Origin of the sequence: Planktothricoides raciborskii GIHE-MW2, from assembly GCF_040564635.1 — a bacterium.
In the GTDB taxonomy this organism is placed as follows: domain Bacteria; phylum Cyanobacteriota; class Cyanobacteriia; order Cyanobacteriales; family Laspinemataceae; genus Planktothricoides; species Planktothricoides raciborskii.
The window spans coordinates 5,478,171-5,503,991 of the sequence record NZ_CP159837.1 but is presented as its reverse complement, the minus strand read 5'-3'; the positions used below and the strand labels follow the sequence as shown (position 1 = coordinate 5,503,991).

The following is a 25,821-nucleotide window of genomic DNA, read 5'->3' as shown; positions in this document are numbered from 1 at the left end:
TTGAACGAACCGCGATACTGGATGAAAAAAAAATTATCAAAGATTCTTGATGTAATCAGAAAAACCTGCTATAAATTTAAATAGCTTATTCCAGAGGAGCTTTGTCAAATAAATTGACATACAACAAACTCCTTATATATATATCAGGGTGTGTCTTGGCTAAATAAATTTATGGCTCTTATGCCTCACAAGGCGCGTTCAAATTAGTTAAAGATACATCAGTCATGCCTACAATCAATCACATCACCAACCCCAACTCATCCCAGGAAAAATATGGCCCGGGCGCCGCTGTCCACTAAGGTGGACAGCGGCGCGAATTGGTCATCATTGACCCCACCGTATCCGACTATCAAAGTCTCGCTGCCGGAGTCAAACCGGCCACCTTTGTCCATATCCTTGACCCCAACCGGAATGGTGTCGAGCAAATCAATGAAATCCTTGAAGAGAGAAAAGAGGGGAGAGGAGAGAGAAAAGAGAGTATCTTTTCTCTTCCCCCTCATCCCTCCTCTTCCCCCTCTTCTCTCTCTCCTCTTTCTCTGCACCTAATCTCCCACGGGTCACCGGGAACCCTCTACCTAGGCAACAGCACCCTAGAACTGGGCAACCTAGAAAAATATCGCTCCCAACTGCAAAAGTGGCACATCGCCCATCTATATATATATGGATGTCAAGTAGCTGCCGGTGATGCCGGGGCAGAATTCCTGCAAAAACTACATCACATCACCCAAACCTCAATCTACGCCAACCCCCACCTCACCGGCAACACCGCATTAGGCGGCACCTGGGAACTGCAACAAATTCACCCCTGCCCCCCGGTCGGTGAGCGAAGCCGAACCGCTGCTCCCCTGCTCGATGGCGGCTCCCCCTCCCCCCTCTCCCCCCACACCCTCACCACCTACCCCCACACCCTCGGTTTCAGCCGCCAAACCTTTGCTGCGGGACTCAGTCCGCGTTCCGTCACCGTAGGAGACTTTAACGGCGATAACAATCAGGACTTGGCGGTAGCGAACCGTAACAGCGACAACGTCTCAGTCCTGTTAGGGGACGGCAGTGGCGGCTTCAGCACCCAAACCACCTTTGCTGCGGGAAGATATTCGTTTTCCGTCACCGTAGGAGACTTTAACGGCGATAAAAATCAGGACTTGGCGGTAGCGAACTTTGGCAGCGCCAACGTCTCAGTCCTGTTAGGGGACGGCAGTGGCGGCTTCAGCGCCCAAACCACCTTTGCTGTGGGAAGCAATCCGCAGTCCGTCACCGTAGGAGACTTTAACGGCGATGGCAAAGTAAACGACTTAGCGGTAGCGAACAGTGGCAGCGACAACGTCTCAGTCCTGTTAGGGGACGGCAGTGGCGGCTTCAGCACCCAAACCATTTTTGCTGCGGGAAGCGCTCCGGCTTCCGTCACCGTAGGAGACTTTAACAACGATAACAATCAGGACTTGGCGGTAGCGAACCGTTTCAGCAACAACGTCTCAGTCCTGTTAGGGAACGGCAGTGGCGGCTTCAGCGCCCAAACCACCTTTGCTGTGGGAAGCAATCCGCAGTCCGTCACCGTAGGAGACTTTAACGGCGATAAAAAACAGGACTTAGCGGTAGCGAACCGTGACAGCAACAACGTCTCAGTCCTGTTAGGGGACGGCAGTGGCGGTTTCAGCGCCCAAACCACCTTTGCTGTGGGAAGCAATCCGCAGTCCGTCACCGTAGGAGACTTTAACGGCGATAAAAAACAGGACTTAGCGGTAGCGAACCGTAACAGCAACAGCAACAACGTCTCAGTCCTGTTAGGGAACGGCAGTGGCGGTTTCAGCCCCCAAACCACCTTTGCTGTGGGAATCCGTCCGTATTCCGTCACCGTAGGAGACTTTGACAATGATGGCAAAGTAAACGACTTAGCGGTAGCGAACTTTGGCAGCGGCAACGTCTCAGTCCTGCTAAACAATCCCCCCAAAATTACCTCAGTCACCGCCACTGCTGATGGTAGCTACAAAGCCGGTGATACCATTGCCATCACTGTCACCTTTGATGCGGCTGTTACAGTAACAGGCACCCCCCGCCTCCAGCTAGAAACCGGCACCACCGACCAATATGCTACTTATGCTAGTAATAGTGGCGGTACTACCCTCACTTTTAACTATGTAGTGCAAGCTGGGGATAGTTCTACGAACTTGGAATACCTCAGCACCACTGCCTTAGAACTAAATGGCGGAACGATTAAAGATAACTTGACGATTGATGCCATCTTAACCCTCCCCGCCGTGGGTACAGCCAACTCCCTCGGTGGCAGCAAAGCCATAGTTATTGATGGCATTGCCCCCACCTTATCTTCAGTAGCCATTGCTTCTAATAATGCCAACAATGCATTAGCCAAAGTTGGGGATGTGGCAACAGTTACTTTTACTGCTTCGGAAACTCTCGGTGGGTTGCCTACGGTGACTATTGGTGGTCAAGCCGCCACAGTCACCAATAGCGGGAATAACTACACCGCCACTTATACCCTGCAAGCCGCAGATACCGAAGGAAATTTACCGATTAATATTACCTTTACGGATGCTGCGGGCAATGCGGGAACGGCAGTAACAGCTACAACTAACAATAGTAGTGTCACCTTTGATAAGACTGTCCCCACCTTATCTTCAGTAGCCATTGCATCCAATAATGCCAACAATGCATTAGCCAAAGTTGGGGATGTGGCAACAGTTACTTTTACTGCTTCGGAAACTCTCGGTGGGTTGCCTACGGTGACTATTGGTGGTCAAGCCGCCACAGTCACCAATAGCGGGAATAACTACACCGCCACTTATACCCTGCAAGCCGCAGATACCGAAGGAAATTTACCGATTAATATTACCTTTACGGATGCTGCGGGCAATGCGGGAACGGCAGTAACAGCTACAACTAACAATAGTAGTGTCACCTTTGATCAGACTGTCCCCACCTTATCTTCAGTAGCCATTGCATCCAACAATGCCAACAATGCATTAGCCAAAGTTGGGGATGTGGCAACAGTTACTTTTACTGCTTCGGAAACTCTCGGTGGGTTGCCTACGGTGACTATTGGTGGTCAAGCCGCCACAGTCACCAATAGCGGGAATAACTACACCGCCACTTATACCCTGCAAGCCGCAGATACCGAAGGAAATTTACCGATTAATATTACCTTTACGGATGCTGCGGGCAATGCGGGAACGGCAGTAACAGCTACTACCGACTCCAGTAGTGTCACCTTTGATAAGACTGTCCCCAGCTTATCTTCAGTAGCCATTGCATCCAACAATGCCAACAATGCATTAGCCAAAGTTGGGGATGTGGCAACAGTTACTTTTACTGCTTCGGAAACCCTCAGTGGCACACCCGCAGTCACTATTGGCGGTAAAACTGCCACAGTGACAAATACAGGTGGGAATAACTACACCGCCACTTATACCCTGCAAACCGCAGATACCGAAGGAAATTTACCGATTAATATTACCTTTACGGATGCTGCGGGCAATGCGGGAACGGCAGTAACAGCTACTACCGACTCCAGTAGTGTCACCTTTGATAAGACTGTCCCCACCTTATCTTCAGTAGCCATTGCATCCAATAATGCCAACAATGCATTAGCCAAAGTTGGGGATGTGGCAACAGTTACTTTTACTGCTTCGGAAACCCTCGGTGGCACTCCCGCAGTCACTATTGGCGGTAAAACTGCCACAGTCACCAATAGCGGGAACAACTACACCGCCACTTATACTCTGACTAACGCCGACACCGAAGGGTTACAGGGGATTAATATTGACTTAACAGGTGTCATCGATGCAGCCGGCAATGCGGGAACGGCAGTAACAGCTACAACTAACAATAGTAGTGTCACCTTTGATAAGACTGCCCCAACAGTTGCGTTAAGTTCCACTTCTGCTACTACCGTAAATGGGTTATTTACGGTTACTGCCACATTCAGTGAAGCTGCTACTGGCTTTGATATCTCCGATATTACGGTAAGCAACGGAACTGCTGGTAATTTTAAAGCTGTTGATGCCAAAACTTACACCTTTGATGTCACTCCCACGGCTGATGGTAATGTCACCGTAGATGTTGCCGCAGCCAAAGCTACGGATATCGCTGGCAATAATAATATTGCCGCTACTCAGTTAACCCGAACAGCTACTACGTCCGCAACGGGTGGCACAACGGGTGGCACAACGGGTGATACAACGGGTGGCACAACGGGTGGCACAACGGGTGGCACAACGGGTGGCACAACGGGTGGCACAACGGGTGATACAACGGGTGGCACAACGGGTGGCACAACGGGTGGCACAACGGGTGGCACAACGGGTGGCACAACGGGTGGCACAACGGGTGGCACAACGGGTGGCACAACGGGTGGCACAACGGGTGATACAACGGGTGGCACAACGGGTGGCACAACGGGTGGCACAACGGGTGGCACAACGGGTAGCAGCGGTCTATTCCCTGTTTCTCCCCTTCCGCCTTTCATGGGTCTGAGCAGTATTTTGCCCTCAGAAATTAGCAATAATAATAGCCAAAATAATACTACTTTACCCGAACCACCACCAAGTCCTCCTGAACCCACTATTGATGTAGTCAATATTTCCTTTACTGCCGTAGGAACAGATAGTGCAGATAATATTGATGGCACACCTAATGATGATGTAATTAGTGGTCAGGGTGGTAATGATGTTATCCGTGGTTTGCCCGGACGAGATGCCCTATTTGGTAATGATGGGGATGATGAACTTTATGGCAACCAAGGGGCAGATTTATTGCTGGGTAATCAAGGTAAAGACATTATCTATGGTGGTCAAGGCAATGATTTAGCAATGGGTGGTCAAAATGATGACTTAATCTATGGCGATTTAGGTAGCGATACCTTGATTGGTGATTTAGGTGATGACAAATTATTTGGGGGCTCATCTAGCCCTGGTTCAGTCGCTAGTGATGCCGGTGATTTGCTATTCGGAAAAGATGGCAATGATTTCCTGCATGGCCATGCGGGAGATGACTCCATTTTCGGTGGCAATGGGGGTGATACTGCCCGTGGTGGTCAGGGTGATGACCTAATTCATGGTGATGCGGGCGCTGATATTTTATATGGGGATAAAGGCAATGATAGCCTGACCGGAAATGCCGATAATGATGTGGTTTATGGCGGCGAAGGGAATGATTTCCTCTGGGGAGGAGATGGTGAAGATTTCCTCTATGGAGATGAAGGCGATGATACCCTAATTGGTAATGCAGACAAAGATTATTTTGTCCTGCAATCCGGTTTTAGTTCTGATACAATTCTGGACTTTACTAATGGTATTGACCTAATTGGATTAGCCGGTAGTTTAACCTTTGACCAGTTAAGTATTACTGGCAGTAATGGGAATACTTTAATAGCCCGTGGCAATGAATTGTTAGCCACATTAACGGGTGTTGATGTTAGTTTGATTGATAGCGCTGATTTCACCTTAATGGTGTAGGTGTTTATAAACCGGGTTTCTTCTCTTTGTGTCCTTTGTGTCTTTGTGGTGAAAATAAACCACAAAGGCACAAAGGACACAAAGTTTTAAATAAAAAAGAAACCCGGTTTCTTGGTCTTGGGAACGCGATCGCTACTCCTCAAATACTGGCGGCCATAAGTCAGAAATATGTAATTCCCATCCCGGAAGTAATTCAGGAATGGTGAGAGTTTCTCCGTTGGTAAATGAAATCGGTTGTTGGTTGGGACGATAAAGAGTTGCAGTTAATTCGTCTGGGTCAATTAAAATGCCAACTTTTACGCCTTGGTCGAGAAACATTTCAATTTTTTGGCGCAATTTGGCAATTTGATCGCTTTGAGATTTAATTTCTACTACTAAGTCCGGGACAGTTTCGCTAAAATAACGCACGGTACGGGGCATCCGTTCTCTGGAGACGTATGAAACATCCGGTGCGGTTAAGTCTGCGTTGGGCAGAATAAAACCGCCACTGGAATCAAAGACTAATCCCAATCCGCGAGGTGATGCCCAAAGTTTGAGCAGAAAGCTCAACTGTGCGCCAATATAGCTAGATACAATATCTGATGGACCCATGACGATTATTTCTCCATCGCGCAATTCTATCTGGTAATCATCCAAATCGTTTTGGAGTTGTGTTTGCAGTTTTTCTAGGTGCTTAACTGTCAAAGACGTCAAAGACATAGATTTTCCTAGGCTGATTTATTTTATTTTATTTTACAACATTTTACAACAGTGCTGTATATTATAACCAATATTATCAAAAACCAAATCTATGCAATCAACCAGTCCATCTCTGACCAGCGATCGCGAGTTTATTCCTTGGGTACAGCAACAGAACATTAGCCTTGCTTTTACTACTTATCAAACCAATTGGTTAGCTTTTATCGGGGTTAATCCCGAAACTGGGGGAATTTATGCTTTTCAACGCCAATTTAATCGGGCGATGGGTTTGTATTGCACTCCCGATCGCCTTTATCTGAGTTCTAAGTATCAATTATGGCAGCTAGATAATGTATTGCAACCGGGGCAGTTTTATCAAGGTCGCGATCGCCTTTTTATTCCTAGAATTGCTTATACTACTGGGGATATTGATGTTCACGATGTGGCGGTGACAGAAACAGGTGAACTAATCTTTATCAGTACCTTGTTAAATTGTTTGGCGACAACGAGCGATCGCCATAGTTGTAAACCTTTATGGAAACCGCCATTTATTAGCCAAATTATTAATGAAGATCGCTGTCATTTGAATGGGTTGGCAATGGTGGACGGACAACCGGGTTATGTGACAGCTTGTAGTCGTTCTGATGTAGTAGATGGTTGGCGCGATCGCCGAAAAGACGGCGGTGTGGCGATCGATATTGCCAGTAATGAAATTATCCTCACTGGCTTAAGTATGCCTCATTCGCCAAGATTTTATCAAGGGAAATTATGGCTATTAAATTCTGGGACAGGAGAGTTTGGTTATGTGGATTTAGATTTAGGAAAATTTGAACCCATTACTTTTTGTCCTGGATATGCGCGAGGGTTAGCTTTTTGGCAAGATTATGCCATTGTGGGACTGTCTAAACCCCGTTCTGGGGATGGGACTTTTTCCGGTTTATTGTTAGATGACCGGCTAAAAGAAAAAGATGCCGATGCCCGTTGTGGGTTGCTGGTTATTGATTTAAAGACGGGGACAATTGTTCACTGGGTACGCATTGAAGGAACGATTACGGAGTTATATGATGTGGGGGTATTACCGGGGACAGAAAAACCGATGGCTTTGGGTTTTCAAACTCAGGAAATTGAGCAGTTAATTAGCCTGGAACCTCTGAGTGAGATTAACTTAGTTACTGGCGATAAAAAAGGCGGAGATCAAAAGGGCGATCGAGCGTCAATCACAAAATATACTTCAAAAAAAAACCGGATCAGCCAAAAAAATAGATTAAAATTATCTAGATTTTTTTTAATTTTTTTGTCTTTTAAAAAACTGCGGTTATTTTATGATTTAACTTATCATCCTAATTTTCAACTAAACCTGTTGTCTCAATGTAAATTTAATATTGAAAGTGAGTCAAGCTTAAACCACTTATTGCCAGAAAATAAGCCTGATATTTCATTACTAATAAACCAAGCTTTAACTTATCACCAGCAAGGACAATTTGCCCAAGCCATTCCTCTTTATCAGCAAGTTTTACCCGCCGAACCGGATAATATTTTAGTCCTAACTAATTATGGCAAAGCACTGCAAAAAGTGAACTGCCACCAAGAGGCAATTGACATTTTGCGTCGGGCAATTAAACTTAACCCCAACCATGCCCAATTATACTTTTACCTCAGTCAATCCCTGAAAGTTCAAGGAGACATAGAAACCGCTGCCGAATGTTTGCAAAAAGCCATTCAGTTACAGCCATACTTTTGGGGGGCTTACAATAACTTAGGGACTATTTTTCAACAGCAAGGCAACTTAGCTGAAGCTGCCCAATGTTATGCAAAAGCCCTAGAATATAACCCCAACTTTGCCCAAGCGCAGTCTAATTTAGCCAGTATTTGGCAACTGGAAGGGGACTTAGAACGCGCCAAAGCAGGCTTAAATCGCGCTTTACAACTTGAACCTAATTATGTTCCCGCCCTGTTAAATTTAGCCTATATTTACAAACAACAGGGACCCTTACCTGGGGCGATTGATTGTTATCAGCAAGTATTAGCCCAAGAACCTCGCCCAGAAGCTTATTATCACCTGGGGGAAATCTTCGATTATCAAGTTAATATAGCAGGGGCTTTAGCCTGTTATCAAAAAGTCCAGGAACTTGACCCGAAAAATTACAACATTGAAGGGGCGATCGCCTTTACGCGGTTAAAAATATGTGACTGGGAAGATTATGAATCGAGAACCGCAGAATTTATCCATTCGGTGCAAAAATATCTGAATCAAGAAACCGCATATAGTCCCAGTCCTCTTGCCCTCAGTAGTTTTCCAGTTCCCCTAGCATTACATCGACAATTTGCCGAATCATTGAGTCGGGCAACGGTGGCAAAAATGGCCAAAATTAAAGCAGGTTGCAATTTTGCATATCCCCCAAATACCGATAAGTTAAAAATTGGCTATATTTCCCCGGACTTTCGCGAACACGCGGTGGGGAAAATCCTTAAAGATATGTTTTCATATTGCGATCGCACTCGGTTTGAAGTATATGCTTATTCCACCGTTGATTATAATGATGCGATTACGGAAACTATTCGCAATGGGTGCGATTATTTTGTCAATATTTCTGCCATGACCGCCGAAACAGCCGCCCGGAAAATTAACGCTGACGGCATCCATATCTTAATCGATTTAGCCGGACGAACTATCGGCAATGGCGAAGAAATATTAGCCCTGCAACCGGCGCAGATTCAAGCCCATTTTTTAGGTTATCCTGATACAATGGGGGCGGATTTTATCCAATATGCGATCGCCGACTCTAAGTTAATCACTCCAGAAATTGCCCAAACTTACACCGAAGAAATTATCTATCTGCCCCATGCCTTCTTTTCCTCACCGATGGAAATATCTGAACGCATGATGACGCGGGCAGAATTTGGCATTCCCGAAGATGCTTTTGTCTTTTGTTGCTTCAACTCTCACTATAAAATTACCCCAGACCTATTTGATCTTTGGATGCGGATTTTAGCGCAAGTTTCTAATTCTGTCCTCTGGTTAACCGGAGGCAGCGAAATATTAATCGCCAACTTACGACGAGAGGCAGCAAAACGGGGAATAGACGGAAACCGCTTATTTTTTACGGAAAAATTACCCAACTCAGAATATTTAGCCCGTTATCGTTTAGCGGACTTATTCTTAGATACTTTTATCTATAATGGCGGTTCAACGGCCATTAGTGCATTATATGCCGGATGTCCAGTTTTGACGCGATCGGGAAATACCAATGCTTCCCGTATGGGGGCAAGTATTTGCGCGGCGGCTAAATTAAACTCCCTGATTTGTAGCAGCAGCCAAGAATACGAAAAACAGGCAATTTATCTAGCCAATCATCCGCGTTCTTTGGGCTATTACCGCCGCCACCTGAGCAAAAATCGCGACCAATTACCATTATTTAATGTACGCGGTTTTGTCCAAACCTTAGAAAATGCCTTGTGGCAAATGTGGGAGACTTATACTAAAGCTAAATAGACCCAGAAACCGGGTTTCTTTTCGGCATATCACAGTTATCTGTGAAATCCAAACAAGAAACCCGGTTTCTTATTCCTCGCAGCTAACCCAGAAACCGGGTTTCTTTGGTGAAAATGTAGGGGCGAATGGCCATTCGCCCCTACTGTTAAATCCCAACAAGAAACCCGGTTTCTTAATCCTCGCAGATAACCCAGAAACCGGGTTTCTTAATCCCCGCAGACCACCCAGAAACCCGGTTTCTTATTCCTCGCAGCTAACCCAGAAACCGGGTTTCTTTTCGGCATATCACAGTTATCTTTAGGTTTCACGACAGAAACCCGGTTTCTTAGTCCCCGCAGACCACCCAGAAACCGGGTTTCTTTGGTGAAAATGTAGGGGCGAATGGCCATTCGCCCCTACAGACCACCCAGAAACCGGGTTTCTTATCGGCATATCACAGTTATCTTTAGGTTTCACGACAGAAACCCGGTTTCTTAGTCCTCGCAGACCACCCAGAAACCGGGTTTCTTTGGTGAAAATGTAGGGGCGAATGGCCATTCGCCCCTACTGTTAAATCCCAACAAGAAACCCGGTTTCTTAATCCTCGCAGACCACCCAGAAACCGGGTTTCTTATTCCCCGCAGCTAACCCAGAAACCGGGTTTCTTTTCGGCATATCACAGTTATCTGTGGAATCCAAAAAAGAAACCCGGTTTCTTCGTCCTCGCAGATAACCCAGAAACCGGGTTTCTTAATCCCCGCAGACCACCCAGAAACCGGGTTTCTTATTCCCCGCAGCTAACCAAGAAACCCGGTTTCTTATTTAGAGTATATAACGTATTGACAACATATCATACATAAAGTAGTCACCAATACCCCTGCCAGCCCGTTGCCAATCTAATTAAAATAAGCCATAAAAACCGGACAGTTCTTTTTTATCTTTTCTATTCCCTATTGTCACCTCTAATAATCCCTATTGTTCCCTCTATTGTTACCTCTAATAATCCCTATTGTTCCCTATTGTTCTCTCTAATGCTCCCTATAGTTCCCTCTATTGTCACCTCTAATGATCCATATTGTTCCCTATTGTAACCTATTGTTTCCTCTCCTAAATACTGGTGCTTCACCGTCCCTCGAAGTGAACAAAACTCATCGTAAAATCACCTAAAAGCGAAAAATAAAACTTAATAAATATTAAGCTATAAATAGCTATAACGCTTTGTAAATAAAGACTTTTGCTCCTGACAAGTCAATATAAGCCGCTGAGATACTTTTGAACGAACCGCGATACTGGATGAAAAAAAATTATCAAAGATTCTTGATGTAATCAGAAAAACCTGCTATAAATTTAAATAGCTTATTCCAGAGGAGCTTTGTCAAATAAATTGACATACAACAAACTCCTTATATATCAGGGTGTGTCTTGGGTAAATAAATTTATGGCTTTTATGCCTCACAAGGCGCGTTCAAATTAGTTAAAAATACATCAGTCATGTCTACAATCAATCACATCACCAACCCCAACTCACCCCAGGAAAAATATGGCGGCCCGGGCGCCGCTGCCCACCTTAGTGGGCAGCGGCGCGAATTGGTCATCATTGACCCCACCGTATCCGACTATCAAAGTCTCGCTGCCGGAGTCAAACCGGCCACCTTTGTCCATATCCTCGACCCCAACCGGGACGGTATCGAGCAAATCAATGAAATCCTTGAAGAGAGAAAAGAGGGGAGAGGAGAGAGAAAAGAGAGTATCTTTTCTCTTCCCCCTCATCCCTCCTCTTCCCCCTCTTCTCTCTCTCCTCTTTCTCTGCACCTAATCTCCCACGGGTCACCGGGAACCCTCTACCTAGGCAACAGCACCCTAGAACTGGGCAACCTAGAAAAATATCGCTCCCAACTGCAAAAGTGGCACATCGCCCATCTATATATATATGGATGTCAAGTAGCTGCCGGTGATGCCGGGGCAGAATTCCTGCAAAAACTACATCACATCACCCAAACCTCAATCTACGCCAACCCCCACCTCACCGGCAACACCGCATTAGGCGGCACCTGGGAACTGCAACAAATTCACCCCTGCCCCCCGGTCGGTGAGCGAAGCCGAACCGCTGCTCCCCTGCTCGATGGCGGCTCCCCCTCCCCCCTCTCCCCCCACACCCTCACCACCTACCCCCACACCCTCGGCTTCAGCGCCCAAACCACCTTTGCTGTGGGAGACAGTCCGGTTTCCGTCACCGTAGGAGACTTTAACGGCGATAAAAAACAGGACTTGGCGGTAGCGAACTTTTACAGCGCCAACGTCTCAGTCCTGTTAGGGGACGGCAGTGGCGGCTTCAGCCCCCAAACCACCTTTGCCGTGGGAGACCGTCCGCTATCCGTCACCGTAGGAGACTTTAACGGCGATAAAAATCAGGACTTGGCGGTAGCGAACTTTGGCAGCGCCAACGTCTCAGTCCTGTTAGGGGACGGCAGTGGCGGCTTCAGCGCCCAAACCACCTTTGCCGTGGGAGCCAATCCGCTGTTCGTCACCGTAGGAGACTTTAACAACGATAACAATCAGGACTTGGCGGTAGCGAACGGTGGCAGCGACAACGTCTCAGTCCTGTTAGGGGACGGCAGTGGCGGCTTCAGCGCCCAAACCACCTTTGCCGTGGGAGCCAATCCGGTTTCCGTCACCGTAGGAGACTTTAACGGCGATGAAAAACAGGACTTAGCGGTAGCGAACCGTTTCAGCGACAACGTCTCAGTCCTGTTAAGGGACGGCAGTGGCGGTTTCAGCGCCCAAACCACCTTTGCCGTGGGAGACGATCCGCAGTCCGTCACCGTAGGAGACTTTAACGGCGATAAAAAACAGGACTTGGCGGTAACGAACGTTAGCGACGACAACGTCTCAGTCCTGTTAGGGGACGGCAGTGGCGGCTTCAGCACCCAAACCACCTTTGCTGCGGGAGGAGATTCGTTTTCCGTCACCGTAGGAGACTTTAACGGCGATGGCAAACAGGACTTGGCGGTAACGAACGTTAGCGACGACAACGTCTCAGTCCTGTTAGGGGACGGCAGTGGCGGCTTCAGCACCCAAACCACCTTTGCTGCGGGAAGATATTCGTTTTCCGTTACCGTAGGAGACTTTGACGGCGATGGCAAACAGGACTTAGCGGTAGCGAACGGTGGCAACAACAACGTCTCAGTCCTGCTAAACAATCCCCCCAAAATTACCTCAGTCACCGCCACCACTGCTAATGGTAGTTACAAAGCCGGTGACACCATTGCTATTACCGTTACCTTTGATGCGGCTGTCACGGTTGATACAACAGGTGGCACCCCCCGCCTGCAACTAGAAACCGGCACCACTGACCAATATGCTACTTATGATAGTGGTAATGGCGGTAATATCCTCACCTTTAACTATGTAGTGCAAGTTGGGGATAGTTCTGCGGACTTAGAATATTTCAGCACCACTGCCCTAGAGCTAAATGGGGGGACGATTAAAGATAATTTAACTGTAGATGCCATCTTAACCCTCCCTGCCTTAGGTTCTGGCAACTCCCTCGGTGGCAGCAAAGCCATAGTTATTGATACAGTTGCCCCCACCTTAACCCCAGTCACCATTGCATCCAATAATGCCAACACCGCATTAGCCAAAGTTGGGGATGCAGTGACAGTTGCTTTTACCGCCAGTGAAACCCTCGGTGGTACACCCACTGTCACCATTGGTGGTCAAACTGCCACAGTGACGAATAGCGGGAACAACTACACCGCCACTTATACTCTGCAAGCCGCAGATACCGAAGGAAATTTACCGATTAATATTACCTTTACGAATGCTGCGGGCAATGCGGGAACGGCGGTAACGGCTACTACCAACTCCAGTAGTGTCACTTTTGATCAAACTGCCCCAACTGTTGCTTTAACTTCCACTGCTGCAACTCCTGTTAACGGGTTATTTACGGTTACTGCCACTTTCAGTGAAAATGTCACCGGTTTTGATATCTCAGATATCACAGTTGGCAACGGAACTGCCAGTAACTTTATGGCAGTTAACGCCACTACTTACACCTTTGATGTTACTCCCGCTGCTGATGGTTCGGTGACAGTAGATGTTGCTGCTTCTTCAGCAACGGATAGTGCAGGTAATAATAATATTGCTGCCACTCAGTTGACCCGGACAGCGGATATTAACGATATCCCCACTCTGAGTGATATCACCAAAACTGGCCTTGAAGATACGGATATCACTTTTGCTGCCACTGACTTTACGGATAAATTCTCAGACCTAGAAAAAGATAGCTTATCCAAAATTAAAATAACTTCACTTCCCGATAACGGCACTTTGAAGTTAAACGGAACTGCTGTCACTGCTGCCCAAGAAATTAATGCCGCTGATTTGGGTAAATTAACCTTTACTCCCAATGCTGACTTTAATGGCAATGTCAGCTTTACTTGGAATGGTTCTGACGGCAAGACTTATGCTGTTGCTGCGGCTAAAGTTGACCTGATAATCAGCAATGTTGATGAACCTCCGGTTGATGAACCTCCGGTTAACAGCGGTCTATTCACCGTTTCTCCCAGTCAAGTTCTGCCTTTCACTGGTCTGAGCAGTATTTTGCCCTCAGAAAGCAGTAATAATAGCCAAAATAATACTACTTTACCCGAACCTTCGGCTATTCCTCCCGAACCCACTATTGATTTAGTCAATATTTCCTTTACTGCCGTAGGAGCCGATAGTGCAGATAATATTGATGGCACACCTAATGATGATGTAATTAGTGGTCAAAGTGGCAATGATGTGATCCGTGGTTTGCCCGGACGAGATGCCCTATTTGGTAATGATGGAGATGACGAAATTTATGGCAACCAAGGGGCAGATTTGTTGCTGGGTAATCAAGGTAAAGACATTATCTATGGTGGTCAAGGCAATGATTTAGCAATGGGTGGTCAAAATGATGACTTAATCTATGGCGATTTAGGTAGCGATACCTTGATTGGTGATTTAGGTGATGACAAATTATTTGGGGGCTCATCTAGCCCTGGTTCAGTCGCTAGTGATGCCGGTGATTTGCTATTCGGAAAAGATGGCAATGATTTCCTGCAAGGCAATGCGGGAGATGACTCCATTTTCGGTGGCAATGGGGATGATACCGCCCGTGGTGGTCAGGGTGATGACCTAATTCATGGTGATGCGGGCGCTGATATTTTATATGGCGATAAGGGCAATGATAGCCTGACCGGAAATGCCGATAATGATGTGTTTTATGGCGGCGAAGGGAATGATTTCCTCTGGGGAGGAGATGGTGAAGATTTCCTATTTGGAGATGAAGGCGATGATACCCTAATTGGTAATGCAGACAAAGATTATTTTGTCCTGCAATCTAGCTTTGGCTCTGATACAATTCTGGACTTTACTAATGGTATTGACCTAATTGGATTAGCCGGTGGTTTAACCTTTGACCAGTTAAGTATTACTGGCAGTAATGGGAATACTTTAATTGCCAGTGGCAATGAATTGTTAGCCACATTAACGGGTGTTGATGTTGGTTTGATTGATAGCGCTGATTTCACTTTAATGGTGTAAGGAAGTTAGAAACCGGGTTTTTTTCTTTGTGTCCTTTGTGTCTTTGTGGTGAAAATAAACCACAAAGGCACAAAGGACACAAAGAATATCTCTCTGTGTCCTCTGTGTCTCTGTGGTGAAATTATCTCTAAAAATCCTTGACAATCTGTTAAAGAGATGTATTATGAAAATTAACTCTCTCCTCTCTCCTCTATCTGTTTTAAGCAACAAAGAAACCCGATTTCTTAGTCCTCGCAGCTTCTCGTCAAATACCGGACAGGAAAAGCGAGATTCCCTGCCGAATCAATTGCGATCTAAACCTCGATCGCTGCATTCACCCAAGATAACAATGGCCCGGTTTGTTCTTGTCCACTGGTAGATAATTGGCTGTGACAAAGATAAAGCCGATCGCTTACCCGACTAAGTAAATCATTTAAAATCCTTTCTAATCGTTCCTCTGCGGCTTGTTCCTCATCGGCAACGGTCCAAGGACGACCAGACCATTGGCGTAAAAATAACGGGGAACCAAATAAAGTGGCCGCCCCACCACTCAGCCAGAGAGGGCTGCCTGCATCTAGCCAAAAGTGGTAACGATGAGATAATTTGGCTGACCGATATTGAAAGATGGTGGCTAATGTCACCCCACGAGATGGGGCGGAGATCGCGGAAACGGGGAAAGGGTTCGCGGTCACAGTTCCCTGACGCAATAGCTGGATAAATTGACCCACGATGACATAATCTGGGGCATTGGCAGTTCCCCCTTCCTGAACGCGTAACCTGCGTAACCGCCGATCCACTTCCCAGTAGTGACTAGCGGTTTCCATGAATTCGCGTAAGGCGGAAAGGCGATCGCCCGGAAGATGATTGACTGGGGATAAAAATTTTTGAATCGCCTCATTTAATACGTGAATCGGTGTAGGGGCGATACCCCCGCGATCGCGATAGGGTTGCGGAGCAAGATCGCTCCTCGTTGCGGATGCAATCTCGCCCGTACCCTCGCGGTCAGCCTCCTGAAGCGGCGATCGAGTCGCGTTGCGGATACAATCTCGCTGTTGTTCGATCCAAGTCACAATTTCCTGATAAGCCATTGTCGCCCGATAACCCAACCGATCCCAACGGGGAAAAGAAGTGACGGGCAAGAGTTTTGGGGAAATCGGATCTGGTGCATAGCAATAGTCGGTTAATAAACCAGCCCGAACCGGATCGATGCGATATTCAAACCTGAGAAAGGTGCCGGGAATGCCGGGAATGCCGGGAATGCCGGGAATGTTTTTTGATTTGGGCAGAGTGTCCTGCCAAAATGTCTCGTCTTGTAGGGGCGTTTCGCGAAGCGCCCCTACTTCGCGAAACGCCCCTACGGGAGACGGAGGACGACTGACGATTTCTTGCTGAGACAAGATCGTCAATAGTTCGGCGATCGCATCTCGGTCAACCAGACGACCCAAACCCGGATAAACCAGGGCTAACAAAGTCAGCAATGCCCGAATCATGGACAGATTCGCTAATCGGCGTTGGTCATTCAGGGAATTCACCGGGACGTCCAAATTGTTCAAACTTTGCACGATCGTATAGCGGGCAATTTCATCTAAACCGGGGGCGATCAGGGCAATATCTTCCGCTGCAACGGTTCCGGTTTTAATTTCAGCAGCGATCGCTTCGGCAGTTTCCCGCAATAACTCAATCCGAGAGGCGGTTTGCACGGAGAAAACCTGATTCTCTAATTCTCGGCGATCTAACCAAGGGGGAATATCGCGACTGGTCACAGCCAAAACCCAATTTTTCAACGAGGGTCGGAGAGATTTGGGCAAAGGCTGAGAAATCGACCGATCTTTTAGCATTACTTGGGTCATACCCGGGCGATCGCCTAACCCTGCCAAATACTCAGAATCAGCCCCCAAACCCAAGCGCACTTGGCCATCCAGATTATAGGTAAACACCCCAGGAACGCCGCGATCGAGCAACACCTCAAACAAATCACGGGCAATACTCGGATACTCGTCCACATCATCCGCCAATAGGCGATCGAATCGAGACAATAAATGAGTCTGATAAACCGGGTCATCCAACAAATAACGCCAGTAAAGTTCGGCCACAACGCCATAAGTCAAAAAGCCGCGTTCCAAACACCACTGACGCCAGCGTAACAACAGCTTGCCCATCAGATCCCACAGTTCTGGCGACCCTTGATCCATCAGCCCGTATTCTAACAGATGGGGAATTTCTTCAATCGGCGTTCCCGAAACCGCCGCCAACTGCATTAAATCCAACATCCGCCGGACTAAGCGATACTCGCTCACTCCCGACCAACGCAACTGCCCGCTATCCAATTCTGGTCGCCATAGTCGAGTGGCGGACTCTTGCTCTGTTTCTGGACGTAAGCGGACGGGAAACTGTGGTTTCAGGTTGAGTCGGGAAACCAACAAAGGCCAAAATAGAGTCACTTCATGCTGAAAAAATCCTAAAGGCGTGGTGGCGTTCACCAAACATTGGTGTTTATTGTGTTTGCTGTGAACAGATATCTGGTCAGCCAGTTGTCGGCGGCGATCGCTGGTTGGGGCAAACACCAGCACCCCCGGATGCCATAAGTTTTTCCCCACCTTTGCCGAATCCCTTTCTGGCTGTAAGGATTTCTGAAACTGTTGGATCAGAAGAGTTGTCTTACCACTCAGACTTGGCCCGACAATCCACAGCGAATTCACCACCACTTCACCACCACTGATTATCCCGCTTTCGCACTCGTGACTATACTATAGCCGTTTTCCGGGAAAAGATCCGCCTGAACCCCTGGCCGAAAAATTATCAAGATAATTTTTTTATAATTAATTAAACAATCTGACAGGAGCGATTTGATGCGGAACCGAGCGGAAATCTGCTAAATTGCTGATTAATTAAAATTTTTAAAATGAGTCAGTCTATGTCCTCTCCATTGCAACGCTTTTTAACGGCTGCGGAACATTGGTTTTCCCAGACTCCTGATCGATCGCTGGAAATTGCCTACCAAGCAGCCTTAGCCATTCAAGCCATTGAAAACCAACATTTCAATGGCGATAAAATTTCTCTGGTTAACGCTGCTTATGGAACCAGTGTTTATGCTCATTTTGAAGCAGATTTAGACCGAAACCTAGAAATTATTAAGTTAAGACTAACGGAATTTAGAAATAGCCGCTCATTCATTGATATTTATGAACAAGTGTTCAATAAAAAGAAAATTAAATATTTTGCCGACTATCCCAACAACGGCAAATCGTTGGGTTTGAGAGATGCCGATAATCTAGTGCTGGAAAAGCTGAAATTTATTGATGATGTGATTGGCAAATACCAGCCAGACCAAGTAGTCTATCCGCTTCAGCTAGACTTCAAAAATTTAAACGGGGGCGGTCAACCTGGGGCTAATTCCCCAGGGACGCTTTCCATCTCTGAAAAATCCGCTTCAGAAACCGGGTTTCTTAACCAAGCTATCGGTACGAAGGATGAATTGTCGCAGAAACCCGGTTTCTTTGTTGGTGAACTCAAACTCGATCCAAAACAACCTAGATTTGAAAAAAAATCCTCAAAAAAAGAGGGAAATCTAGCCACTACTACCAGTTTTTTGCCTCGGTCAATTCTCAGAACTCTAGACAGAGTAAAAAGAGACTTAGATCCCGATGCGGAAAATGAAGTGGTGCAAGATTTTCGCAAATCTCAAACTCGCACAGTCTTATCTCTGAAATTTATTTTACTGATTATTCTCATCCCCTTGCTGACCCAACAGAGTTCTAAAATTATGCTGAGTCCAATTTATGAAAAATATATCGAACCCCAAGCGGCGATATTTTTGAACGTGGACATGGAAGAAGAAGCCTTTAGAGAATTACAGCGGTTTGAAGAAAAACTCAAGTTTGAAAAATTCATTGCTACAGAAATCAAAGAATTTTCTGAAGACAATCCAATTTTATTAAACAAAATCACTAAATTGAGTGAAGAAGAAATTGAGAAACAAGTCAAAATAAAAGCCTTTGAAATCGCTGAAGAATACAATCGACGCAGTGCTGAATCGTTAAAAAATATTGTGGCCGACATTTTTTCCGCGATCGCCTTTTGCCTCGTCATCACCAACAGTAAACGGGAAATTGCGGTTTTGAAATCTTTTATTGATGAAGTTGTATATGGCCTAAGTGATAGCGCCAAAGCATTCATCATTATCTTGTTTACAGATGTGTTTGTGGGATTCCACTCTCCCCACGGCTGGGAAGTAATTTTAGAAGGAATTTGCCGACATTTAGGCATTCCCGAAAGTCGAGAATTCATCTTTCTCTTTATTGCCACCTTCCCAGTGATTTTAGACACCATCTTTAAATATTGGATCTTCCGTTATCTCAATCGCATCTCACCCTCGGCGGTGGCGACTTATAAGAATATGAATGAATAACATCGCACCTCACCCTCGGCGGTGGCGACTTATAAGAATATGAATGAATAACAAAGTGGTTTATGGTGCGTTACGGCGCGGGATTTTCGGTTAGTTTACAGGGATAAAAATCTCATTTCCGCGCCTAACACACCCTACGGTATTCTCAGATTAAATCCTGACTCGCGGATACCGTGGCAGACAAGGACTGCCAAAACAAACTTGACCCTCTGGCATATTTTTGAACACGCTGCTGCGAGTGCCAATCAGGGCATTGGCCCCAATTTTCACCCCTGGGGCAATAAAGCAGTCGGCGGCGATCCAAGCGCCATTGCCAATCATAATCGGTTGGGTAACTAGACCAAAGGCGGGGTGCTGGGGATCGTGACTGCCGGTGCAAAGGTAGGTTTTTTGAGAAATAACACAGTGTTCGCCGATATAGATGCGATCGAGACTATATAAAACCACGTCATCACCAATCCAGGTATAGTCACCGATTTCGATTTTCCAAGGATAGGTAAATCGGGCTGTGGGTCGAATTTGCACTCCCCGACCAATTTTCGCCCCAAACAGTCGCAATATAAATCGGCGGACATTATGTAACGGCTGGGGAGTGAGGGGGAATGCGATCGCCTGAACGAACCACCAAAATAAAATAAACAATCCTGGACGACCTCGGTCAAACCAAGATTGATCGTACTGGCGTAAGTCCACCATTGGCGGTAAATGTAACAGGGGAGAATCAGGATTTTTGTTCATTGGGCATCGGTGGGTGAATTATTCGGGGTTAGTTGTGGGCGATTTAATTGCCCCCCAAATTTGATCAGTTCATACAGTTTGACGCCAATCTGATATTCATATTGACTGAGTAAGCGTGCATAGATATAGCCCGCTTTGCCATCGAGGAAGCCGAGTTGAATAAAGTAAAATAAGATGAACCGTAAAGTGGGTTTAAAAGGTAGTCTGACCCAGAGTTTTTTGAGAAAGCGTTTCCGCTGCACCGCGTCCCCGAAAAAATTAGCGCCGATGCTTTCATTTTGTGCTTCTCCGTGCAGCACATTGTAATAAACTTTGGCTTCCCAATTGGAGTAACGATTGTGACGTTCCAGCCATTGATAGATATCCCGGAAATCTTCGTGAATCATGTCATGGTTTAGGTAGCCGACTTGACCGGATAAGATCACGTGCTCATGGACTTCGTTGTCCCCCGTGTTACGAACTCCTTCAGTTCCCAGATTTTCATAGCGACCTTTTTTATGTTTAAATAGTCGCAGATTCCAATCAGGATATTTACCACCGTGACGAATCCATTTTCCCAGAAAGAAGACTTTCCGATTCAGATAGTAACCGTTGCAGTCGGAGTTTTGGATGACTTGGGCAATTTCTTGCCAAAGTTCCGGGGGAATGCGTTCGTCACAGTCAACAATTAAGACCCATTCGTTGCGAAAAGGTAGGTTTTCTAGAGACCAATTTTTCTTTTTTGGCCAGAAACCATTAAAGTGGAATTGAACGACTTTTGCCCCGTAGCTTTCGGCAATTTCTTGGCTGCGATCGCTACTTTGGGAATCGACCAAAAATATTTCATCCGCTGGCTTTAAACTTTCCAGGCAAGCTGGTAGGTTGTATTCTTCGTTTTTACCAGGAATTAAGACTGAAACCGGAACTTTTGATGGTGTTAATGTCATAATAGTCGAGAGAAAACAACCTCAGTGAACAGATTTAATATTTTTATCTCAGATTTAATATCAGAGGTAATATCAGACTTATTAAGGCTTGTTAAAATTCGTTAAAAAATTATTGGCATTAATAAATTAGCTCTATTTTCTGATGATGATAGTTTTTGTTAATCGGCAGTTGGTGAATTGAACGGGGGAGGTTCACTGGGAGTTTTTTCGAGAAAAGTTCAGTCCTCCTTTGATCGCGGTGGTTAAATAACCAATTTGACCATAACTATATACTAAATTATCAAAGCGTTTAGCGGGGTCTTGCCAAAATTTTAAGGTTTTGTAGAGTCCGCGAATCAGTCGTTCGCCTCCTCGGTTAAGCTGATCGAAGCCAGCAATATCGCTCTCATAATCTCGATAACATTCACTGACTCCTTGCCACCAACTACGCTGCCAAAACCAAGATTTTTTTAGGCGTTCCGGGGCGACATTGTGAGCAACTAAGGCATCGGGAAGGTAGGCCACCTGCTTCCCCAATTTTAAGGCAAGTTCGGTGACATATAATTCTTCATTGGATAATAATTTTTTGCCAATTCGTCCCAGATTGACGTTAAATCCGCCGATTTCGGCTAAAAATGACCGGCGAATGGAATAATTTAAGCCTCTAGGAGTGAGTCCCGGTCGATCGATATAGACTACCTGGCCTCCTAGGTCGTAAGCTCCTAAATTGCCAGCCAGTTCTGGGGATAACCAGTTGGGCTTTTCTACCCCAGGCGGCCATAATAGTGTCACCTTTCCTCCAGCGATAACCAATTTTGCATTTTCTTGATAAGCAGAATATAAGATTTGTAACCAGGTGGGACTGGCTACCGCATCATCATCAAGATACGCTAATATTTCTCCTTGGGCAGCTTGGGCCCCAGTGTTACGAGCGACGGATAGACCGATGTTGGATTCATAGATATATTTGAGTTGTGGGTTGCTTAGACGTTGTTCGACGATTTGTTTCGTGCGATCGCTCGATGCATTATCCACCACCAACACCTCAAAGTCGGTAAACTCTTGCCCCAGCAAACTGTCTATGGCTGCACCGAGATACTGTTCTCGGTTATAAGTGCAAATAATCGCAGACACTTTTAGATTGGTCATTTAGGTAATCTCTTTTGCCCAATTGCTTTTGCCACTGATCATTTTATCGCGATCGGCTTGGGGTTTGGGAAGCTTCTGGGGGCTTCTGGGGGCTTCTGGGGGCTTCTGGGGCGGGGGAAGAGAGGGTGTAGTGAATAGTGAATAGTGAACAGGGAACAGGGAACAGGGAACAGGGAACAGGGAACAGGGAAGCAGAGGAGCTTCAGGAGAGAGTGAATAGTGAACAGGGAACAGGGAACAGGGAACAGGGAACAGGGAATAGGGAATAGGGAACAGGGAACAGGGAAGCAGAGGAGCTTCAGGAGAGAGTGAATAGTGAATAGTGAACAGGGAACAGGGAACAGGGAACAGGGAACAGGGAACAGGGAAGCAGAGGAGCTTCAGGAGAGCGTGAATAGTGAATAGTGAATAGTGAATAGTGAATAGTGAATAGTAAAGAGTGATACTTCTTTTGTACGGGCGAATGGCCAGAAAGCCCCTACGACTTTTCACTTGTACGGGCGTCCTTGCGAAGCCCATGCCGTCAGGCTATATGGCCAGAAAGCCCCTACGACTTTTAACTTTTAACTTTTAACTTTTAAGTTTTAAGTTTTAACTTTTAACTTTTAAGTTTTAACTTTTAAGTTTTAACTTTTAACTTTTCACTTATAAATTTCCCCGTTGCCCGATAACTGTTCCCCGTTCCCCAACCAAAGAATCCCTACCCAAAGAATCCCTACCCAACAACCAACAACCAACAACCATGAACCAGATTATTTTAGTGACAGGGCCAGCGCGATCGGGTAAAAGTGAATGGGCAGAGAATTTGGCCATCCAAAGTCAGAAATCGGTGATCTATGTGGCTACGGGGGTAGTTGACAAAACAGATCCAGAGTGGGTGGCGCGAATTGCCCAACATCAAAAGCGGCGAGAAAATTTGGACTGGACAACCCTGGAGGTGCCGGTAAATTTAGCCGCAACGATTTCGCACGCCTCGGGAAATCATTGTTTGCTGGTGGATTCTTTGGGGACTTGGGTGGCGAATTTGTTAGAAATAGATGATAGTCAATGGCAAAAGGCGGAACAAGAGTTACTCAGTTGTCTAACTCGTGGCCATTCTCAGGTGATTTTTGTCGGGGAAGAAACAGGTTGGGGCGTGGTGCCAGCCTATCCGTTAGGTCGGACTTTTCGCGATCGCCTCGGTGGTCTGATCCGTCATTTAGGTTCTTTAGCTAATCCGGTTTATCTCGTTACAGGTGGTCATGCATTAAACCTCAGCCAACTTGGTGTTCCGTTGTCAAATGGGGAAAAAAGCCTGGGGAGCAAGTAAAAAAATGAGCCAGAACAAGAAACCGGGTTTCTGCGAAAATTTATGCTTCGTACCGATAGCTTGGTTAAAAAAACCGGTTTTTGAGAATATTTAAAATATTTAAATTGCATGGTTTTTAAAAAATTAAATAATCAACCTTATCGATTCTATTTGATTTTCTGAATATAATTAAAGTTTTTTTGAGTATAATTTATTAAAATTAAATGTTGTTTATACTTGAGCCAATCAACACCGGCAACATAAATAAGTTAGGATATAGATACTAAAAAGATGTGGTAAATTTGACCAGATTGCGAAATCAAAAAAATTTTATATTTTCTTAACAATTCATGGAGAAATTATCTTTTGCGTTGATATCCGCAAAAGTAAAGATTATGGCATCACAAGATCAAGTCAAACAATACATTGCATATTGGTGGCAACTGGGAAAAAAAGTTGTGATTCGCAACGGTGAGCAAAAATTACTACCAAAAACAATTATCGTTGGCGATCGCTACTCTCAGGAGTGCGAAGACTGTTGGCAAAAAATCCTTTCCCCTGACTCTGGAGACTGTTATCTGGAAGGTACGAACGAAACCATCGCTGAACTACTGACCCCAGAATGGGACGTCATCCTCTGTTGTCGTTGCGTCATGCCAATTCCACTGCGGACTCTGGGAATGCCGCCAAATAGTTGTCCCTGCTTTGACTTACCGAGTTGGCCAAACCCAGACTTACCTCACCCACGCAGTCCCGTAGATTCCACGGCGCATCTGAGTTCGATTCGTCATCGGCTGTTACGGCGATATGCTCCGGAAATTCCGCCTAATTCCGATGCTCAACCTGTCCATCTGGAGCCACCTATTCCGCTCAATTTACCCCGTTGTCAATCAAACCACGGGTGAATTTGTTATGTGTTGGTTGTTGGGTAGGGATTCTTTGGTTGTTAGTTGTTGGTTGTTGTTGGTTGTTGGGTAGGGATTCTTTGGTTGTTAGTTGTTGTTGGTTGTTTGCTCATTAGTCATTAGACAAACAACAAATAACTAATAACTAATAACTAATAACTAATAACTAATAACTAATAACTAATTTGATTTCGTATTGGCAGCACGAGGAGGGACGGGATAAGTCAAAAAGTCCTCGGCAATTTCGGTATTGGCAAAGATTGCCCGGGCTTCTTGGAGTAAGTCCTTAATATTGAGTTCATTGCCTGGGGCATAGCGAGGGCTAAAGTGCGTCATAATCAAGGTTTTAGCCTTCGCCGCTAATGCTACCTGGGCAGCCATTGTGGATGTGGAATGGAGGCGCTCGTAAGCCATTTTTGCATCTTGGTGAGCAAAGGTGGCCTCGTGAATCACCACATCGGCATCTTTGGCCAGTTCTATGGATCCTTCGCAAAAAATGGTATCGGTACAATAAGCAATTTTGCGTCCCACTTGATCGGGGCCGACCAGTTCTTTGCCAGAAATTTTACGTCCATCAGGCAAGGTGATGGTTTTGCCTCGCTTGAGTTCGCCGTAAAGCGGACCAAAGGGAATGCCCAGCGATCGCGCCTTTTCCGCATCAAAGTGACCGGGGCGATCTTTTTCCTCCACCCGATAGCCATAAGCGGTGACGCGATGTTCCAACTTTTGACATTTCACCACATACTCATCATCTTCATAAATGACTCCGGCTCGATGTTTGTGAACCTTAATCGGATAAGAGAAATGAGTGTAGGAGTAGCGGCTACAAGCTTGTAAATAATCCCCTAACCCCGCCGGGCCATAGATATCAATCTGTTCGGGATTTCCCGCGAGTCCACAACTAGCTAACAACCCCATTAAGCCAAAGATATGGTCGCCGTGCATGTGGGTAATAAAAATCCGGCGGATTTGACTGACTTTAATATTGCTGCGCTGAATTTGATGCTGAGTCCCTTCTCCACAATCAAATAGCCAAACTTCTGCCCGTTGCGGCAGCCGCAGGGCAATACTCGATACATTGCGCGATCGCGTGGGGACACCGGAACTGGTGCCTAAAAAAGTAATCTCCAAAAGTGTTAAGCCTCCTTATTTGGGATTTATTTGGGATGAAACGGCAGAGGGTGTGGGGGGAGAGGGGACTGCCCTCGGCTTCAGGATCCGAGGCCAACCAACAATTAACAATTAACAATTAACAGTTAA

General features: G+C 46.0%; 13 protein-coding genes. 6 read left to right on the top strand and 7 right to left on the bottom strand.

Annotation, left to right across the window (positions count from 1 at the left end):
• The first annotated feature begins 317 nt into the window (after positions 1–317).
• Entirely contained in the window at positions 318–5,468 is a 5,151-nt protein-coding gene (locus ABWT76_RS23525) for an FG-GAP-like repeat-containing protein (RefSeq protein ID WP_354635031.1), read from the top strand.
• Between the two features lie 132 nt (positions 5,469–5,600).
• Here ABWT76_RS23525 and ABWT76_RS23520 read toward each other — a convergent pair whose 3' ends face one another.
• A complete protein-coding gene (locus ABWT76_RS23520; RefSeq protein ID WP_054470283.1) occupies positions 5,601–6,167 on the bottom strand; it encodes a Uma2 family endonuclease in 567 nt (188 codons plus the stop codon).
• Positions 6,168–6,258: 91 nt separating this feature from the next.
• Here ABWT76_RS23520 and ABWT76_RS23515 point away from each other — a divergent pair, with 91 nt between their 5' ends.
• Positions 6,259–9,639 (top strand): TIGR03032 family protein, encoded by a 3,381-nt coding sequence (locus tag ABWT76_RS23515; RefSeq protein ID WP_354635030.1) that lies wholly within the window; start codon positions 6,259–6,261, stop codon positions 9,637–9,639.
• 297 nt (positions 9,640–9,936) lie between these two features.
• Here the strand turns inward: ABWT76_RS23515 and ABWT76_RS23510 are convergent, their stop codons facing one another.
• On the bottom strand, positions 9,937–10,176 hold the full coding sequence (locus tag ABWT76_RS23510) for a hypothetical protein (protein ID WP_156332098.1): 240 nt from the start codon (positions 10,174–10,176) through the stop codon (positions 9,937–9,939).
• A gap of 933 nt (positions 10,177–11,109) precedes the next feature.
• Here ABWT76_RS23510 and ABWT76_RS23505 point away from each other — a divergent pair.
• Positions 11,110–15,189 (top strand): FG-GAP-like repeat-containing protein, encoded by a 4,080-nt coding sequence (locus ABWT76_RS23505; RefSeq protein ID WP_354635029.1) that lies wholly within the window; start codon positions 11,110–11,112, stop codon positions 15,187–15,189.
• 293 nt (positions 15,190–15,482) lie between these two features.
• Here the strand turns inward: ABWT76_RS23505 and ABWT76_RS23500 are convergent, their stop codons facing one another.
• Positions 15,483–17,867, bottom strand: coding sequence for a recombinase family protein (locus ABWT76_RS23500; RefSeq protein WP_190880304.1), 2,385 nt, complete (start codon positions 17,865–17,867; stop codon positions 15,483–15,485).
• Between the two features lie 203 nt (positions 17,868–18,070).
• On the opposite strand from ABWT76_RS23500, the gene ABWT76_RS23495 reads away from it, so the two are divergent.
• Positions 18,071–19,576: a proton extrusion protein PcxA gene (locus tag ABWT76_RS23495; RefSeq protein ID WP_072160910.1), complete on the top strand. Its 1,506-nt coding sequence runs from the start codon at positions 18,071–18,073 to the stop codon at positions 19,574–19,576.
• A 150-nt stretch (positions 19,577–19,726) separates the two neighbouring features.
• Here the strand turns inward: ABWT76_RS23495 and hpsU are convergent, their stop codons facing one another.
• From hpsU to ABWT76_RS23480, 3 genes are all read right to left on the bottom strand, one after another.
• The gene (gene hpsU, locus ABWT76_RS23490) at positions 19,727–20,314 is read right to left on the bottom strand and encodes a hormogonium polysaccharide biosynthesis acetyltransferase HpsU (RefSeq protein ID WP_072160909.1); all 588 of its coding nucleotides are present in this window, start codon (positions 20,312–20,314) and stop codon (positions 19,727–19,729) included.
• A complete protein-coding gene (locus ABWT76_RS23485) occupies positions 20,311–21,240 on the bottom strand; it encodes a glycosyltransferase family 2 protein (RefSeq protein ID WP_354635028.1) in 930 nt (309 codons plus the stop codon). The genes hpsU and ABWT76_RS23485 overlap by 4 nt, the downstream gene beginning before the upstream one ends.
• Positions 21,241–21,432: 192 nt before the next feature.
• On the bottom strand, positions 21,433–22,368 hold the full coding sequence (locus ABWT76_RS23480) for a glycosyltransferase family 2 protein (RefSeq protein WP_054469555.1): 936 nt from the start codon (positions 22,366–22,368) through the stop codon (positions 21,433–21,435).
• A 742-nt stretch (positions 22,369–23,110) separates the two neighbouring features.
• On the opposite strand from ABWT76_RS23480, the gene cobU reads away from it, so the two are divergent.
• Both cobU and ABWT76_RS23470 read left to right on the top strand, forming a co-directional pair.
• The gene (gene cobU, locus ABWT76_RS23475) at positions 23,111–23,677 is read left to right on the top strand and encodes a bifunctional adenosylcobinamide kinase/adenosylcobinamide-phosphate guanylyltransferase (protein ID WP_054469554.1); all 567 of its coding nucleotides are present in this window, start codon (positions 23,111–23,113) and stop codon (positions 23,675–23,677) included.
• Positions 23,678–24,051: 374 nt separating this feature from the next.
• Complete coding sequence (locus tag ABWT76_RS23470; protein WP_072160908.1) at positions 24,052–24,561, top strand: hypothetical protein; 510 nt, start codon at positions 24,052–24,054, stop codon at positions 24,559–24,561.
• A 180-nt stretch (positions 24,562–24,741) separates the two neighbouring features.
• Here ABWT76_RS23470 and ABWT76_RS23465 read toward each other — a convergent pair whose 3' ends face one another.
• Positions 24,742–25,692: a ribonuclease Z gene (locus ABWT76_RS23465; RefSeq protein ID WP_054469553.1), complete on the bottom strand. Its 951-nt coding sequence runs from the start codon at positions 25,690–25,692 to the stop codon at positions 24,742–24,744.
• Positions 25,693–25,821 lie beyond the last annotated feature (129 nt).